Raw genomic sequence first — 16,347 nt, 5'->3', positions numbered from 1 at the left:
CAAACCCCAGCCGTGAATCCCGCTTCGAATCGGAAAGAGCTGAACCCGCTCTAGTCACCTAAACACCCGGCGGAACCGACGCCTGTACTTCGGCTGAAAGGGCCCACCAATGCTACGCGGATATGTCGATAAGGCTGAAGGCGAGATCCACGGTTGGGCGTTTGATGATGAACGCCCAGAGATAGCGGTTCAGCTCGATGTCTACATAGGCGGTCGGTTTTTCCGCAGAATCACGGCAGACCAGGCCAGACAGGATCTCTCAATTCTCGCGACCGGCAACATCAACTACGGCTTCTCTATTCGGGACGTCCCATCCGTGCGCCCTGACGATATAGTATTCGCGAAGTACAAAGGCGCATTTGTCGTCCAGAGCCCGAGTGCATTGAAAAGCCACTTGTTCGACAGCCTGAACCACGTCGCCGTCTTGGAGAGCTTAGGATCGAACAGAACCGTTACCTACTGCGGTCCAGTCGACGATGGTGTCCTCGACATCGCGGGCCGAATCGTTGGAGCGTTGCAGACGGCCGAAACGGTCTCGACGGACTACGGCCCCCTTTGGGGGCTTTTGGTGAAGAGCCACGGCGAATTTCTTGCCCTGGCGAGAGATAGCGCCGTGGCGGAGTTGGCGCAGTATCTCGCGGACGTGGGCCGGCGACCTCTATCGACCGGCTTTTTCGATGGGCCCGCAGCCTATGAAGGCGCAGAGTCCAACGCTGCTTTCCGCAACGCTGCGGCGACACTGATCTTTGACCGTCTTCTTTCCCTCGCTGAGGCGATGGGATGCGTCGCCGTGGAAAATCCTGAGCAGGGCAGACGGGGCGTCCACTCCACGGCGGAACCGAGTGCATTGCTCGATGCTGTCGCTGCCACTCTCAGCGTTCCTTCACTCAAAGCTCCGGTCGGAGGATATTGGGGACTCTCTACAACCCACGGCGTCGTCAACGTCCGAGCGCTCGACGCGATGTATGCGGCTTGGCGCCTGGATGTCTTACGGCGCCAATACGGGACCACCGGGATCTCCGAGATAGGAGGCGGAGTCGGTTTGGTCGCGCACTACGCTGCGCTACTCGGGGCCTTCCCCTATCAGATTGTTGACCTCCCAACAGTCGGGGCCGCGCAGGCATTTACGCTGCGTCACCATAGCGACCTCAGACTCTACGGCGAAGATCAGGCCGGAGGCAGGTTGACGCTGATCCCCCCATGGGAGTTCGGGGCCAGTGACAAGGGCGGACGTGAGTTCCTGTTCAACATGGACTCTCTACCTGAAATCGAGACTGCGGCGGCGATCAAATACCTCAGCGACGCACGGTCTCTCGGCTTTCGCTACTTCCTGAGCATCAACCAGGAGTCAGGTTGGACTATCGGCGAGTGGTCGCAGAACAAGGTTTCCGACCTCGTCAAGCAAGCTGGCGGATATATCCTTCTGAGCCGCCATCGGAACTGGATGAGACCTGGCTATGTCGAGGAATTATACGCCATAGCGGGTCGAAGCTGACCGGGCCTTAACTTCAAGACTCGAGCGGCAGGATGGCCCAAGCCCAGCCGAGTCGCTCGAAGCCGAAAACGGCCCGCTACCCGGCGGAACCGACCTCGATCCGGGCCTCAAGGTCGACCACCCGCCCGAGCGCCTTCAGGCGATTGTCCAGTCGCTCGCTCGCGAGCGGGGCGAGGTCGGTCGGGATCCGCAGGACGAGGCGCCCGGCCTCTGCGCCGACCCATGTCCGGCGCAGAAGCCCCGGCATCGCGACCGACATCGGATAGGCGATGCGCAGAAGCCCAGCGAGAAGCCGGGCCATCTTCAAGAGGCGCGGCGTCGTGAGGCCGGCCGTCTCCGGGCTGATCTTGTCGAGCGACAAACCGGCATGCCGGAGATAGATGGCGAGGGCAAGATACGCCCGTCCGGGATGGTCGATGGACAGAAAGGACGCCTGCGAGATCAGCGCCAGGCTCTGCTCGCTCCGGTAATCGGGATGGGCCCGCCAGCCGATATCGGCCAGGAGACAAGCCGCATGCCTCAGCCGGCGCTCGTCGGCGCTTTCCGCGACTCCTAGCGAGGAGAGGGCGACATCCGTCCAGGCGATCAGCTCGTAGCCGTGTTTGGGCGCCCGCGACCGCAGCAGGTTGAATTCGCCGGCGGCGACGAGCAGCGGATCGTCGCGGCGGCTCGCCGGATCGAGTTCCTCGAAGAGCAGGCCCTCCCGAACGCCCAGCGCCGAGATCGTCACCCGCTTCGGCCGTCCGATCCGCACGATCTCGTCGAGCACGATGGCCCCGTAGGCGAGAAGCGGCCGGCGCAGGTCGGAGATGCCTTCGGCCCTCTTGGAGCCCGTCCCGGCGCGAGCCACGAGGGACTGAAAACCGTCGCCGACATCCAGATCGTAGCCGTGCAGCACCCGCATGGGGTAATTCCGCTCCGCCATCTGCAGCTTCGCGATCGCCCGGAAGGTCCCGCCGACCGCATAGAAGGTGCGGCCCTCGAGGAGTTGCAGATGGGGCAGTCCGGCAAGCGCCTCGCGGGCGATCCGGCCCGCCTTCTTGGGTGAGCCCCCCGCGAGATCGCTGAGGACGAGGCCGCCGAGCGGCAGCGTTATGCCCGACCCGGCCACCCCGCCCCGGATGTCGATGAGTTCGAGGCTGCCGCCGCCGAGATCGCCGACGACCCCGTCCGGCGCGAAAAAGCTCGAGATCACGCCCGAGGCCGACAGCGCCGCCTCGCGTTCGCCGCTGAGAAGCTCGACCTCCTGGCCGCAGGCGCGCGCGGCAGCCGCCAGAAAGGCCGGGCCGTTCGCGGCATCCCGGGCGGCCGCCGTCGCGAGCACGCGAACCCAGCGCACGTCCGCCATCTGGCACAGGAGCCGAAACCGGGCGAGCGCGACGAGAGCGCGCTCCACGGCGTCCTCCGGCAAGCGGCCGGTCGTCGCGACTCCGCGGCCGAGGCCGCAGAGGAGCTTCTCGTTGTAGAGCGGGGTCGGGGCGCGCGAATGCCCCTCGTAGATCACGAGGCGGACAGAGTTCGATCCGATGTCGATGATCGCGATCGGGCTCGTGCGCTGGAGGCGGCCCGGCGCCGGATCGTCAGGTTGAGGAAAGGCGTCCACGCTTGGCAAGCGACCGAGGGCTCGATTTCTTCTGGGACTTGCCCCGACCGGACAGGCTCGGATTCGTCATGAAATAGCGGTGAGCGTTGAACGGCTCCTCGCCGTCCCGCCGCTTCACCCGTTCCGATGCACCGGACGGCAATACCGTCCAGCTCTGCTCATTGTCGAGCAAATTCGCCAGCATGATCTGGTGCAGCACCTGTTCGTGCACGGTTGGATTGAGGATCGGCGTCAACGCCTCCACCCTCCGGTCGAGGTTGCGGGTCATCAGGTCGGCGGAAGAGATGTAGACCGTAGCGTCGGCGTGAGGCAGCCCTTTGCCGGCGCCGAAGGCGTAGATGCGGCTGTGCTCCAGGAAGCGACCGACGATCGATTTCACCCGGATATTCTCGGACAGGCCCGGGATGCCCGGCCGCAGGCAGCAGATGCCCCGTACGACGAGGTCGATCTGCACCCCTGCCCCGCTCGCGTCGTACAACGCATCGATGATCGCCGGGTCGACGAGCGAATTGCACTTCCCCCAGATTGCGGCCGGGCGCCCGGCCTTGGCGTGGCCGACCTCCTCCTCGATGCGGCGGAGGAGACGCTTGCGCAGGTTCAGCGGCGAGACTGCCATCAACTCGAGTTCGTCCGGCTCGGCGTAGCCGGTGATGAAGTTGAAGATTCGGGCGACGTCCCGGCAGATGGCCGGGTCCGCCGTGAAGAAGGACAGGTCCGTGTAGATGCGGGCCGTGAACGGATGGTAGTTGCCGGTCCCGACATGGCAGTAGGTGACGAGTTGCGTGCCCTCGCGGCGGACGACCATCGACAGCTTGGCGTGGGTCTTCAGCTCGACGAAGCCGTAGACGACTTGCGCGCCCGCACGTTCGAGGTCGCGGGCCCAGCGGATATTGGCCTCCTCGTCGAACCGCGCCTTCAACTCCACGAGCGCCGTGACCGACTTCCCGGCCTCCGCCGCTTCCGCCAGCGCCTTCACGATCGGCGAGTCGGAGGAGGTCCGGTAGAGGGTCTGCTTGATCGCGATCACGTTCGGATCGCGCGCGGCCTGCTGCAGGAACAGCACCACGGCGTCGAAGGATTCGTAGGGGTGATGGACGATGATGTCCTTCGGCCGGATCGCCGCGAAGCAATCGGAGCCGTGCTCACGGATGCGCTCCGGAAACCGAGGGTTGTAGGTCTTGAACTTGAGGTCCGGCCGGTCGAGCGAGACGAGCTGGGACAGTTCGCTCAGCGCCAGCATCCCGGCAACGTCGAAGATATCCTCGGCCGAGGAATCGAGTTCGTCGGCGACGAAATGGGCGAGGTCGTCCGGCATGGCGGCCTCGACTTCGAGGCGGATTACCGAGCCCCGCCGCCGCCGCTTGAGGGCGGTCTCGTAGAGGAGGACGAGATCCTCGGCCTCCTCTTCGATCTCGATGTCCGAGTCGCGGATGACGCGGAACGCGCCCTGGCCCTCGATCACGTAGCCCGGGAACAGCCTGTTCGCGAACATGACCGTGACCTGCTCGAGCGCGATGAAGCGGGCACCGCCCGTCTCGGCGAGGTCGGGCAGGCGGACGAAGCGGTCGATCTTGGCCGGAAGCCGAATGAGCGCGCTCATCGGGCGGTTGTCGGTCTTCCGGGTGAGTTTCAGCGCGATCGAGAAGCCGAGATTGGGAATGAACGGGAACGGGTGGGCGGGATCCACCGCGAGCGGAGTCAGGACCGGGAAGATGTGGCTCAGGAAATGCTCCTCGAGCCACGCCTTCTCAGGTCCGGTCGCCTCGTCGCCCGAGATGAGGACGATGCCGTTCTCGAGCAGGAAGGGCTGCAATTCGGTCCAGCGGCGCTGCTGATCGGCCGCGAGGCTCGACGCCTCGACGGCGATCTTCGCCAGCTGCTCCACCGGGGTGAGGCCGTCCTGCGACAGGGTGACGATCCTGGAGCGGACCTGCCCTCGTAGGCCCGCTACCCGGACCATGAAGAACTCGTCGAGATTCGAGGCCGAGATCGACAGGAAGCGGAGCTGCTCCAGGAGCGGGTGGCTGGTATTCGCGGCCTCCTCCAGGACGCGTCGGTTGAATTGCAGCCAGGAGATCTCGCGGTTGATGAAGCGCTGCGGGGTGGAGCGAAGCGCTTGTCCCTCGTCGACGCTGCCCTCCTGGGTCCCGAGGGGGGCCGCACGGACGCGCGGCATGTCCTTCAGGGCCGCGCCCTCGTCCGAGATCGCCGCCGACATCGTATCCACCTGGGGCGCTTTCCGTCTCTGCCGCGCGACTGCCATGTGCGTTAGGGACCCTGTATGACGGTCGGATGATGGTCAGCCTTCATCGGCGGCCACCTGCTCCCCGTCGTGGGGCAGGATGTTGGCTGCGATAGGGCGGGTGATACGCCGCCCTCGGCTCAGCGCCTCGCGGTCGAGCTCGGCCACGACCCGCGCCGCGGCCTCGAAGGAGCGCTCGATCCGGGCGGCGACGAAGGCCACCACGCTCGCGTCAATCACGAGCTGCCGGTCGATGAAGAGTTTCACGAGCACGGCCTTGAGTAGGGCGTCATCCGGCTCGCCGAGCGTCACGGTCGGCGCGAGACGCAGCCGCGACCTGAGGTCGGCGAGCCGCAAACCGCATCGGTCGATCGGAACGGCGCTCGTGACGAGCAGGTAGCCATCCTGTTCGAGCAGCACGTTTACGAGATGGAACAGGGCATGTTCGTCGAGCTCGCCACGGTCGAGATCCTCGAGCACCAGCGAACCTGACACCGAGAGGTTCGGCACCGCGCTTTCGGTGACGGAGGTGGCCGCGATCACGTGGGCGCCGACGCGGCGAGCCCAAGTGGCCGCCAGATGGCTCTTCCCGCTCCCATGCGGTCCCGAGAGGTGCAGGCGACGCGACGGCCAGTCCGGCCAGCCCGTGATCGTGCTGAAGGCGTCCTCGTTCGAGGCGCCGACCAGAAAATCGTCGATCCCGAGCTGCGGGTCGATCGGCAGGTCGAAGCTGAGCTGCCGCGAACGCTCAGCCATCGAGCTCGGAACCGGCCCGGATCGGCGTCGCCTCGGGCGGGGGAGCGATCGCCTCGGTCCCGAGATACATCGCGCTCTCGCGGTAACGCTGGAGCGCGAAGCGCGCGAGGACGCCGATCATCGCGGACAGCGGCACGGCGAGAAGAAGCCCGACGAAGCCGAACAGCGACCCGAAGGCGAGGAGCGCGAACATGAGCCAGACCGGGTGCAGACCCACGGCGTCTCCGACGAGTTTCGGCGACAGGATGTTGCCCTCGATGAACTGCCCGACGAGGAAGACCCCGAGGGTGACCCCGACCCAGGTCCAGTCCGGCAGGAACTGCACCAGCGCGACCCCGACCGAGACGAAGAGGCCTGTAAGCGACCCGACATAAGGGACGAAGCTGATCAGCCCGGCCATCATCCCGATCAGGCCTCCGAAATTCAGGCCGATGACGGTGAGACCCGTGGCGTAGAAGACCGCGAGGAACAGGCACACGGTCGACTGCCCGCGCACGAAACCCGAGACCGCGCGGTCCATCTCCCGCCCGAGCCGCCGCACCGTCGCGCGATTACGGGGCGGCACCCAGCTGTCGATGGTCCGGATCATGCGGTCCCAGTCGACCAGGAGGTAGAAGGCGACGACGGGCGTCACGACGAGGATCGAGACCACGCCCGCTACCGCCTTGCCGCCGCTCCAGAGCGACCGGAGGAAGGTCGCGACCCAGGCCGCACCCTGTCCGACGAGGTCGCCCACGGCTCGTTGCACCTGGGCCAGGGCATCCTGCCCGCCCACCCGCTCGACCAGCGGGGCGCCCTGCTCGGCGATCAGGACCTGGAGCCGCTGGACATAGGTCGGAAGCTGCTCGGCGAAGGCCACGATCTGATTGACCACGATCGGGACGAGGACCACGAGCCCGAGCACGAAGACGAGGACGAAGAGACACAGGATCACGATCGTCGCGCCGAGGCGACCGATGCCGATTCGCTCCAGCCGGTCGGCGAGCGGATCGAGCAGATACGCGAGCGCCGCGCCCACCACGAAGGGAAGGAGGATGTCGCCTAAGAGATAGAGCACGCCCAGGGCCACCAGGCCCGCACCGACCCACAGCACGACCTGCCGCTGCATCATGCCCGCCATCCGACCCATCGGCGCGGCCGAGAGGCCCGGGCCGTCGCCAGCCATGAGCCTCACCCGGCCATGTGCCTCAGCCATCTGGCGAGATAGGCAGCGGCCGAGAGCACGGTCAAGGCGGCGACGACGAACATGCCCCAGCTGAGCGGACGCGAGGGCGCGTCATGGGCCGCCATCATGCCGAGGACGAGCGCCGCGAAGGCGATCTGGGCCGCCGTGTTCAGCTTCGAGACGAAGAGCGGCTTGATCTCGACCGGCTTGTCCATCAGGCGCGATACCAGGATCGCCGAGACGATCATCACGTCCCGGGACACGACGATGATGGCGAGCCATCCCGGCAGGACGCCGACCACCGACAGGGTGACGTAGATCGAGACGAGAAGCGCCTTGTCGGCCAAGGGGTCGAGATACGCGCCGAGTTCGCTGCGCAGATGGTAGCGGCGGGCGATGAGGCCGTCCGCGGCGTCGGAGATACCCGCGACCACGAAGACCAGGAAGGCACTCGTCCAGAGCCCCTGCCCGATCATCACGACCACGATCGGGACCATGATCAGCCGGGCGATCGTGATCAGGTTGGGAATGGTCATGGATGAAGCAACAGGCGGGTGCATAACGGCTCCGCCGGCCTTCCGACGGGATGAGCTTGCGCCCGATCTCCCGGACCCTTACTCCCCGCCCGATGGCGAGGAAAGACCCGATCAACCGAGACGCAGCCCGACGATGAGCGGCGAGGGAAACGCGGGCCGAGCCGGGCTCACCTATGCCGAGGCGGGCGTCGACATCGATGCCGGCAATGCCATGGTGGATGCGATCAAGCCGCTGGTCCGGGCGACACGCCGACCCGGCGCCGATGCGGAGATCGGCGGCTTCGGCGGCCTCTTCGACCTCAAGGCCGCGGGCTTCCGCGACCCGATCCTGGTCGCGGCGAATGACGGCGTCGGAACCAAGGTCAAGATCGCGATCGAGACGGGCCGGCACGGCACCATCGGCATCGATCTCGTCGCGATGTGCGTGAACGACATCATCGTCCAGGGTGCGGAACCGCTCCTGTTCCTCGATTATTTCGCGACCGCGAAGCTCGAGACCGCGACCGGGATCGAGATCGTCCGGGGCATCGCCGAGGGCTGCCGGATGGCCGGCTGCGCGCTGGTCGGCGGCGAGACGGCCGAGATGCCGGGCCTCTATTCATGCCGGGATTACGACCTCGCCGGCTTCGCGGTCGGGGCGGCCGAGCGCGGCTCGCTCCTGCCCCGGGGCGACGTCCAGCCCGGCGACGTGCTGATCGGGCTGCCCTCCTCCGGACTGCATTCGAATGGCTTCTCGCTCGTCCGGCGGGTCGTCGAGCGGGCGGGGCTCGCCTGGACCGATCCGGCTCCCTTCGCGCCGGGACAGGAACTCGGCGAGGCGCTCCTCGCGCCGACCCGGATCTATGTGAAGCCGCTCCTCGCTGCCTTGAAGGCCTGCGCCGGGATCAAGGCGCTCGCCCACATCACCGGAGGCGGCTTCCCGGACAACATTCCTCGGGTGCTGCCCAAGTCGTGCGGCGCTCTCGTGGATCTCTCAGCCATCGAGGCTCCCCCCGTCTTCGGCTGGCTCGCTCGGGCCGGTGGCATCGCGGAAGCGGAGATGCTCCGCACCTTCAATTGCGGGATCGGCATGATCGCGGTGGCTGGCCGGGGCGACGCCAACCAGGCGATGGCGGCCCTCCGGGATGCGGGCGAGGCGCCGGTCGTCGTCGGCGAGGTCGTCGCCCACGGCCACGGCGAGCGGGTGCGCTACTCCGGCAGCCTGCACCTGTCGTGACCGCCCGGGTCGCGATCCTGATATCGGGCCGCGGCTCGAACATGCGCTCCCTGATCGAGGCGACGCGGGCGCCCGATTACCCTGCCCGGATCGCGCTCGTCGTCTCTAACCGGGCCGATGCCGCCGGCCTCGACACGGCCGCTGCGGCCGGCATCCCGACCGCCGTCGTCGAGCATCGTGGTTTTCCGGACCGGGCCGCCTTCGACGAGGCGCTTGCGCGCGAACTCGACGCGCATGAAATCGACCTCGTCTGCCTCGCCGGCTTCATGCGTATCCTGACCGAGAGTTTCGTCGAGCATTGGCGGGGCCGGATGCTCAACATCCACCCGTCCCTACTGCCGGCCTTCAAGGGCCTCCACCCGCATGCCCAGGCGCTCGCCGCCGGCGTCGACCGGCATGGCTGCACGGTGCATTTCGTGGTGCCGGAACTCGATTCCGGCCCGACGATCGTCCAGGCCACCGTTCCGGTCCTCCCCGGCGACGACGAGGCGAGCCTGGCCGCGCGCGTGCTGGCCGAGGAGCACCGGCTCTACCCGGTCGGGCTCGCCATGGTGGCGCGAGGCGAGGCCAGGCTCGAAGGGGGTACGACGGTGTTCGCGGGGAAGGCAGCAGCCGGCTGAAGCGCTGAGCGGGCTTCGAGGCCGGCCATGCAGGGCACCTGGGCCGGATTCCGGCCTAGACTGGTCGCTGCAGCCGGCAGGCGTCGATGGCCGAGATGGCCTTGCCGCGGGCCGTGTCGTTGAACACGCCTGTCATGCGGTAGGCCTCCACCTCGGGCGGCGTGAGGGAGCGCATCACGCGCGTGGCGTAGCAGCCGCAGCCGCGCTCGACCTGCCCGGTCGAGACATTCTGGATCCGGGCCTGGGTCGCGCTGCAGGCTCGCCGAATGCGGGCCGTGAGCTGGGCGGGGGTGTCGGTCCTGAGGCCCGGATCGGGCGCATAGGGCGCCGAGGACCCGGCGGCCAGGGCGGCTCCGGAGAAGGCGACGAAGGTGATCGCCAGAAGTGATCGAGCAAGAGCGGGCATGGAGCAGACGACCTGGAAGAAGTGAGAGGGGTGTCACACTCCCCAGCCCTGCCCGCCGGTCAAGCCGGAACCCCGCCCGGCCTGTGCATGAACGTGCGACCAGGAGCGACGCCGCCCTGCGCCGTGCGCTATCCCTGGTTCGCGCGGCATCGATCTCAGGCGTAGACGGGCTCGGCCATCCGTCGGGCGAGGTCCGGCTCGAAGCTGATCGGCTGCCGAACGCGTTCCAGGGCGACGCTGTTGTCGTGAAACGCCGCGCCTCCATAAGGGGCGATCTGGTCCGCTCCGGTGAGCGTGTTGATGCCGCGCCCATCCGGGAAAGCGGCATTCGGCCAGATCGATTCGGCGATCAGGACGCCGCGCCTGACGCCCTCGTAGATCCGGGCCCGGATCAGGACCGCGCCCCGGCCGTTGCTCAGCCGGACCCAGTCACCCGTCTCGATGCCGAGTGACGCGGCATCCTCGGGATGGACCATCACCTCGGGCCGACGCTCCCGCGAGAGCGAGCCCGGCGTCTCGTTGAAGCTGCTGTTCAGGAAGGACCGGGCCGGACTCGTCGCGAGCCGGAACGGATGCAGCGGAGTCGCCTCTTCGATGCTGCCCCAATGATCCGGGAGGTCCGGAAGGTCTCGCCAGGGGCCGACCGGGCCGATATTGGCGTTCGGCACATGCTGCCAATCCACTCGGAAGTGGAAACGCCGGTCGGCATGGCCGAAGCCGTCGAGGTAATGCGCGGTCTCGAAGGACGGCTGGACGTCGATCCAGCTCTCGGCCTCGAGCTCCTCGACCGTTCCTCGCCCGGAAGAGCGCAGCATGTCGTCGATCAACTCGCGCGGCGACATCGTGAAGCCGCGATGCTCCGCCCCGACGCGGGACGCGAGGCCGCAGAGCACGTCGTGGTTCGACCGGCACTCGACCGGGGGATCGACGAGCTTCGGGCCGAACTGGATGTGCTGGTGCCCGCCGGCCGTGTAGAGGTCGTCATGTTCCATGAACATGGTCGCGGGCAGGACGATGTCGGCCATCGCGGCCGTCTCGGTCATGAACTGCTCGTGCACGCAGGTGAACAGATCCTCGCGCGCAAAACCTCGCTTCACCAGTTCCTGCTCGGGCGCGATCGAGACCGGATTCGTGTTCTGGATCAGCATCGCGGTCACGGGCGGGCCGTGCCGGAGGCTCTCGGGATCGCCCGTGAGGACGCGACCGATCTCCGTCTGCTGCAGGCGGCGGATTGCGCCATCCGCCACGTCGGCGCCCTCGATGACGCCCTTCTGGAGCCCATAGATGCCGGAATTCGAGTGGAAAGCGCCGCCGCCTTCATATTGCCAGGCGCCGGTCACGGCCGGAATGCAGAGGGCGGCGTGCATGTTGACGGCGCCGTTGCGGCTCCGGGAGAAGCCGTAGCCGAGGCGAAAATAGCTGCGCTTCGTCGTGCCGACGAGACGCGCGAAGGCCTCGATATCGGCGACCGGCAGGCCCGTGATGGCGGCGGCCCATTCCGGCGTGCGGGTCGCGAGATGGGCTTCGAGGTCCGCCGGGCAATCGGTGTAGCGGGCGAGGTAGTCCCGGTCGGCAAGCCCTTCGCGGAAAAGGACATGCATCGCCGCGCAGGCGAGCGCGCCGTCGGTGCCGGGCTTCAGCAGGAGCGCCAGGTCCGCCTGCTTCATCGTCGGGTTGTCGTAGATGTCGACGACGACGAGCTTCGCCCCGCGTTTCTTCCGGGAGCGGAGCGCGTGGGTCATCACGTTGACCTGCGTGTGGACGGGGTTCGTGCCCCAGATCACGACGCAATCCGACGCCGCCATCTCGCGCGGATCGGCACCGGCCAGCCGCCCGGTCCCGGCGATGTATCCGGTCCAGGCCGGGGTGGTGCAGATGCTGGAGAACTGCCCGGAATAGCGCTTCGCGTGGCGCAGGCGGTTGATGCCGTCCCGCATGACGTAGCCCATCGTGCCAGCGTAGTAATACGGCCAGACCGCCTCCGAGCCATGCTCCCGCTCCGCGGCGAGAAAAGCCTCGGCGGTGTGGTCGAGCGCCTCGTCCCAGGAGATGCGGCGGAACTGGCGCGAACCCTTGGGCCCGACCCTGCGCAGGGGATGGGTCAGCCGGTCGGGATGGTGGATGCGCTCAGAATAACGGGCGACCTTCGCGCAGATGACGCCGGCCGTGTAGCTGTGATTGTCGGCGCCCCGCACCCGTCCGATGCTCCGGCCGTCGATGACCTCGACCTCGAGCCCGCAGGTCGAGGGGCAGTCGTGGGGGCAGGTCGTATAGCGACGCTCGATCCGAGGGGCGAGATTCATGGCCGCTTCCGTGCAGGATCCGGGCCGAACCTCTTAGACCGGACACCCTCGCCCGGAAAGCCCGGCAGCGCCGTCGGCTAGCCCTTGACGCGCAGCCCCTCGCGGCGCGCCCGCAGCAGACGCCGGTGCGATTTGTAGCCCCAGAACGGTCCGCCGGTGGTGTAGGTCCGGACGCCGAAGCCCTGGTAGCCGTCCCGCATCCTGGTCGATTGCTGCACGTCGAGGTCACGCGTGTAGTAGGTCGTCGGCGCTCCGAAATAGCCGGAATAGCCGTAGAAGGGCGGGAAACTGTCGGCCTGAGCCGCCGTTGCCGCGATCACGGCCGCAGCACCGAACGCGGCCACGCAGCCCCGACGCACCGATATCCACCGCAGCCCGGCCAAAATCCGTCTCCGCTTCAAACGCGCTCGTTCCTTCTACGCTATTCGGCCTGCGGCAGGGTGACAATCCTGCCGCAGGAGCGTGGCGCAAGGTTGGCGCGTTCTGGCCGGTCTGTCGGGACCGGCCCGATTGCCCCTGGAGGAGCTAGAAGACGGCCTGCCCGATCGCGATGGCGATCACGACGACGGCGAGTGCGAGGACGAGGAAGACCCCGAACAGGATTTTCGCGATCCGGCCGGCCCCGGCCGCGATTCCCGTGAAGCCGAGGGCGCCGGCAATCAGCGATACAACGAAGAAGATGAGCGCCCATTTCAGCATCGAGGGACTCCGAACGGATTTCGCGATCGACAGGGTGGGGTCGCGGCGGCGCGGCGGTCAACCCGCTCGCGGAAGGACGACCGGCGGAGGGTCACTTCCCGATCGCGGCGAAGAATTCCCGCCGAGTCGCCGGGTTTTCTCGGAAGGCGCCCAGCATGCGGCTCGTGACCATCGTGGCCTCGCGGGCATCGACGCCGCGGGTCGTCATGCAGCCATGCGTCGCCTCGACCATCACGGCGACGCCGCGCGGCTGCAGCACCTCCTGCAGGGTGTCGGCGATCTCGGCCGTCAGGCGCTCCTGCACCTGGAGGCGCCGCGCGAAGGCGTGGACGAGGCGGGCGAGCTTCGAGATGCCGACCACGCGCCGGCGCGGCAGGTAGCCGATATGGACGAAGCCGGTGATGGGCGCCATGTGGTGCTCGCAATGGGACGAAAAGGCGATCGCCTTCAGAACCACGATCTCGTCATAGCCGCCGACCTCCGCGAAGGTCCGCCGGAGCACGGCGCCGGCATCCTGATCGTAGCCCGAAAACCATTCGCCATAGGCGCGCGCCACGCGGGAGGGCGTCTCGAGCAGACCCTCGCGGGTCGGGTCGTCGCCGGCCCAGCGGATGAGGGTGCGGACCGCCTCTTCGGCCTCCGCCTGGGTGGGCCGGCGGCCGGGCCCGTCCGTGACCAGCATGGGCAGCTTCTGGTTCGGCGGCATGCATCTCTCCTGCCCGATGACGGGCGGCATTGCGGCCCGTCGCTACTCGACCGGGCTGTCGGACGCCAGCGCGGCTCGATCGCGCAGGGGCCGCTCCTCCATCAGGGCGAGCGCCACGAATGCCGCGCCGAAGCCGGCCGCCGCCACCCAGAATACGGCCGCGAAGCCTGAAAGACCGGCGGCACTTCGGACGGCCGTGCCCTCCAGCACCAACCCCGAGCCGCCGAGCGCGATGGCGCCGAACACGGCGACGATGAGCGCTGCCATCAACTGGCGCATGAAGTTCATGCTGGCCGTCGCGGTGCCGAGGTGATGAGGCAGAACTGCGTTCTGCACGGCCACCGTCGCGATCGGAAACACGGTCCCGAGCCCGATCGCGCTCAACCCGAGAAGGACCTCCACGAACCAGAACGGGGCTCGCCCGACGGTCAGGGCGAAGGTTGCGAGCGACAGGACGGCGACCGCCATTCCGACGAGCGGAACGCGCTTGTAATGCCGTACGGCAGCCATGGTCCGCCCGGCCGCCGTCGCACCGATCGGAACCCCGACCATGTAGGGAATCAGGGCCAGGCCGGATTCGCGGGCGGAGAACCCGAGCGCCGTCTCGAAATAGATCGGCACGATGATGGTGAGACCGACATAGACGCCCATCGCGAGCGCACCCGCCATGATGCCTGTCAGGACCACGCGGTCTGCCAGGATCGCAAGCGGGATGAGGGGCTCGATGGCGGTCGCAAGACGGAGCCCGAACAGGGCCCAGAGCACCAGCGAGGCCGCGAAAAGGCCGACGATCGGGAACGATCCCCAGGGATAGGCGACCCCGCCCCAGCTCACGGCCAGCATCAGGGTCGAACTCGCGGCGACCATCAGGGCCGCGCCCGCGAGATCGAGCCGGTGCCGGCGATCGTGGCGCGGCAGGCGTCTCAGCGTATCGCTCACGAGCCACAGCGTGAGAAGACCGAGCGGAAGGTTGATCCAGAAGATCCAGGACCAGTGCAGCGTTTCGGCAAAGAACCCGCCGAGCATGGGGCCGAGCACGCTCGCGCTGGCGAAGACGATCCCGAAATAAACCTGGTACTTTCCGCGCTCGCGCGGCGTCACCATGTCGCCGATGATCGTCTGAGCGAGCGCTATCAGACCGCCGCCGCCGAGGCCCTGCAGGCCGCGTGCCAGTGCCAAGGCGAGCATCGATGGCGCGAGCGCGCAGGCGATCGAGCCCAGAATGAAGATTCCGATCGCGCTCAGCATGGTGACGCGGCGGCCATACATGTCGGCGAATTTGCCGTAGAGCGGCGTGACCGCGGTCGAGGCGAGAAGATACGCCGTCACGACCCAGGGGAGGTGCTGGGCGCCGCCCAGTTCGCGCCCCATGGTCGGCATCGCGGTCGCGACGATCGTCTGGTCGAGCGCTGATAGGAACATGGCGAGCATGATCCCGTAGAAGACCGACCGGATCTCGGCCTGGCTCAGCGGGGGTCGGCGAAGGCCCTCGGGGGTCTCGGCATCCATCCGGTCAGGCGCGCTTCGCGTCGGGCATCGCGCGCGGGAAATCCGCCTCCACCCGGTCGACAAGCGTCTCGACCCCGAACCGGATCGGATCGGTCGCGGGCAGGTCGTGCTCGCGGGCGAGGTCGTCCAGCAGGCGGCGCGCCTCGCCGTCATCGGCCATCGCCTTGGTGTTGACCGCGATCCCGACCGGACGGATCTCCGGGTTCGTGAGCCGGCCGCAGCGGATGGTGAGATCGATCACGTCGGCGATGCTCGGCAGCGGATGCTGCACGCCCCGCATCGTGGTGCGGGTCGGCTCGTGGCAGACCACGAAGGCGTCGGGCTGGGCCCCGTGCAGGAGACCGATCGTGACGCCCGCGAAGGACGGGTGAAAGAGAGAGCCCTGTCCTTCCACGATGTCCCAATGGTCGGGCTCGGCCGCCGGCGCGATCCACTCGACCGCGCCCGAGATGAAGTCGGCCACGACCGCGTCGATCGCGACGCCGCGACCGGAGATGAGGACGCCGGTCTGGCCGGTCGCCCGGAAATCGGCGTCGAAGCCGCGCGCCCGCATGGCCGTCTCGAGGGCCAGCGCCGTGTATTTCTTGCCGACCGAACAATCGGTCCCGACCGTCAGGAGACGCAGGCCCGGGCGCTTCGTCCCCTTGCCGGTGGCGAAACGCTGCTCGGAGACCCGGACGTCGAAGAGCTGGCGGCCGTTGGCGAAGGCCGCATGCGCGATGCGCTCGTCCGAGCCGAGCCGGATGTGGAGGCCGCTCGCGACATCCATCCCGGCCTCGAGCGCGCCCACGATGGACGGGATCCAGCTCTCGTTCAGGACGCCGCCCGCGTTGACGATCCCGACGATCATCGTCCGGCAGCCCTTGGCCACGGCCTCGGCGATCGAGATGTCCGGAATGCCGAGATCGGCCGCGCAGCCCGGCAGCCGCAGCTGGCCAATGCACCAATCCCGCCGCCAATCGACGACGCCCGCGGCCGTTTTGGCAGCGAGCGCATCCGGCACGTCGCCGAGGAACATGAGATAGGGAGGGTTGATCTGCATGGACGGGCTCGCTGCGGTGGACATGTTCTATGCTGGTTCACGGCCCGTG

At 67.7% G+C, this 16,347-nt stretch carries 15 protein-coding genes; 3 read left to right on the top strand and 12 right to left on the bottom strand.

Going from position 1 to position 16,347, the window contains the following annotated elements:
• Positions 1–109: 109 nt before the first annotated feature.
• Positions 110–1,495, top strand: coding sequence for a hypothetical protein (locus tag ACFE87_RS19500; protein WP_375461318.1), 1,386 nt, complete (start codon positions 110–112; stop codon positions 1,493–1,495).
• Positions 1,496–1,571: 76 nt separating this feature from the next.
• Here ACFE87_RS19500 and ACFE87_RS19495 read toward each other — a convergent pair whose 3' ends face one another.
• From ACFE87_RS19495 to ACFE87_RS19475, 5 genes are all read right to left on the bottom strand, one after another.
• The gene (locus ACFE87_RS19495) at positions 1,572–3,098 is read right to left on the bottom strand and encodes an exopolyphosphatase (RefSeq protein WP_375461317.1); all 1,527 of its coding nucleotides are present in this window, start codon (positions 3,096–3,098) and stop codon (positions 1,572–1,574) included.
• On the bottom strand, positions 3,076–5,274 hold the full coding sequence (locus tag ACFE87_RS19490; RefSeq protein WP_375461322.1) for an RNA degradosome polyphosphate kinase: 2,199 nt from the start codon (positions 5,272–5,274) through the stop codon (positions 3,076–3,078). Before ACFE87_RS19490 ends, ACFE87_RS19495 begins: the two co-directional genes overlap by 23 nt.
• 123 nt (positions 5,275–5,397) lie before the next feature.
• Positions 5,398–6,096, bottom strand: coding sequence for a hypothetical protein (locus ACFE87_RS19485; RefSeq protein ID WP_375461316.1), 699 nt, complete (start codon positions 6,094–6,096; stop codon positions 5,398–5,400).
• Positions 6,089–7,204: an AI-2E family transporter gene (locus tag ACFE87_RS19480; protein WP_375461321.1), complete on the bottom strand. Its 1,116-nt coding sequence runs from the start codon at positions 7,202–7,204 to the stop codon at positions 6,089–6,091. Before ACFE87_RS19480 ends, ACFE87_RS19485 begins: the two co-directional genes overlap by 8 nt.
• Positions 7,205–7,266: 62 nt before the next feature.
• Complete coding sequence (locus ACFE87_RS19475; protein ID WP_375461315.1) at positions 7,267–7,797, bottom strand: CDP-alcohol phosphatidyltransferase family protein; 531 nt, start codon at positions 7,795–7,797, stop codon at positions 7,267–7,269.
• Positions 7,798–7,930: 133 nt separating this feature from the next.
• On the opposite strand from ACFE87_RS19475, the gene purM reads away from it, so the two are divergent.
• Complete coding sequence (gene purM / locus ACFE87_RS19470; RefSeq protein ID WP_375461314.1) at positions 7,931–9,013, top strand: phosphoribosylformylglycinamidine cyclo-ligase; 1,083 nt, start codon at positions 7,931–7,933, stop codon at positions 9,011–9,013.
• Positions 9,010–9,633: a phosphoribosylglycinamide formyltransferase gene (gene purN, locus ACFE87_RS19465; RefSeq protein WP_375461313.1), complete on the top strand. Its 624-nt coding sequence runs from the start codon at positions 9,010–9,012 to the stop codon at positions 9,631–9,633. Before purM ends, purN begins: the two co-directional genes overlap by 4 nt.
• Before the next feature lie 55 nt (positions 9,634–9,688).
• Here purN and ACFE87_RS19460 read toward each other — a convergent pair whose 3' ends face one another.
• The 7 genes from ACFE87_RS19460 to dgcN form a co-directional block, all read right to left on the bottom strand.
• Entirely contained in the window at positions 9,689–10,039 is a 351-nt protein-coding gene (locus tag ACFE87_RS19460; protein ID WP_375461312.1) for a hypothetical protein, read from the bottom strand.
• 155 nt (positions 10,040–10,194) lie between these two features.
• Positions 10,195–12,342, bottom strand: coding sequence for a molybdopterin-dependent oxidoreductase (locus ACFE87_RS19455; protein ID WP_375461311.1), 2,148 nt, complete (start codon positions 12,340–12,342; stop codon positions 10,195–10,197).
• Between the two features lie 77 nt (positions 12,343–12,419).
• Complete coding sequence (locus tag ACFE87_RS19450) at positions 12,420–12,686, bottom strand: hypothetical protein (protein ID WP_375461310.1); 267 nt, start codon at positions 12,684–12,686, stop codon at positions 12,420–12,422.
• A gap of 181 nt (positions 12,687–12,867) precedes the next feature.
• Complete coding sequence (locus tag ACFE87_RS19445; protein WP_375461309.1) at positions 12,868–13,041, bottom strand: DUF1328 domain-containing protein; 174 nt, start codon at positions 13,039–13,041, stop codon at positions 12,868–12,870.
• A gap of 91 nt (positions 13,042–13,132) precedes the next feature.
• Positions 13,133–13,747 carry a GTP cyclohydrolase I FolE gene (gene folE, locus ACFE87_RS19440; RefSeq protein WP_375461308.1) on the bottom strand — a complete coding sequence of 205 codons (615 nt, stop codon included), beginning with the start codon at positions 13,745–13,747 and terminating at the stop codon, positions 13,133–13,135.
• Positions 13,748–13,789: 42 nt separating this feature from the next.
• A complete protein-coding gene (locus ACFE87_RS19435) occupies positions 13,790–15,256 on the bottom strand; it encodes an MDR family MFS transporter (RefSeq protein ID WP_375461307.1) in 1,467 nt (488 codons plus the stop codon).
• 4 nt (positions 15,257–15,260) lie between these two features.
• The gene (gene dgcN, locus ACFE87_RS19430; RefSeq protein WP_375461320.1) at positions 15,261–16,298 is read right to left on the bottom strand and encodes an N-acetyltransferase DgcN; all 1,038 of its coding nucleotides are present in this window, start codon (positions 16,296–16,298) and stop codon (positions 15,261–15,263) included.
• Positions 16,299–16,347: the final 49 nt, after the last annotated feature.

The organism is uncultured Enterovirga sp. (assembly GCF_964242715.1).
Lineage (GTDB): Bacteria > Pseudomonadota > Alphaproteobacteria > Rhizobiales > Beijerinckiaceae > Enterovirga.
The sequence above is the reverse complement of the archived record's forward strand: the minus strand, read 5'-3'. Positions and strand labels throughout refer to the sequence as shown.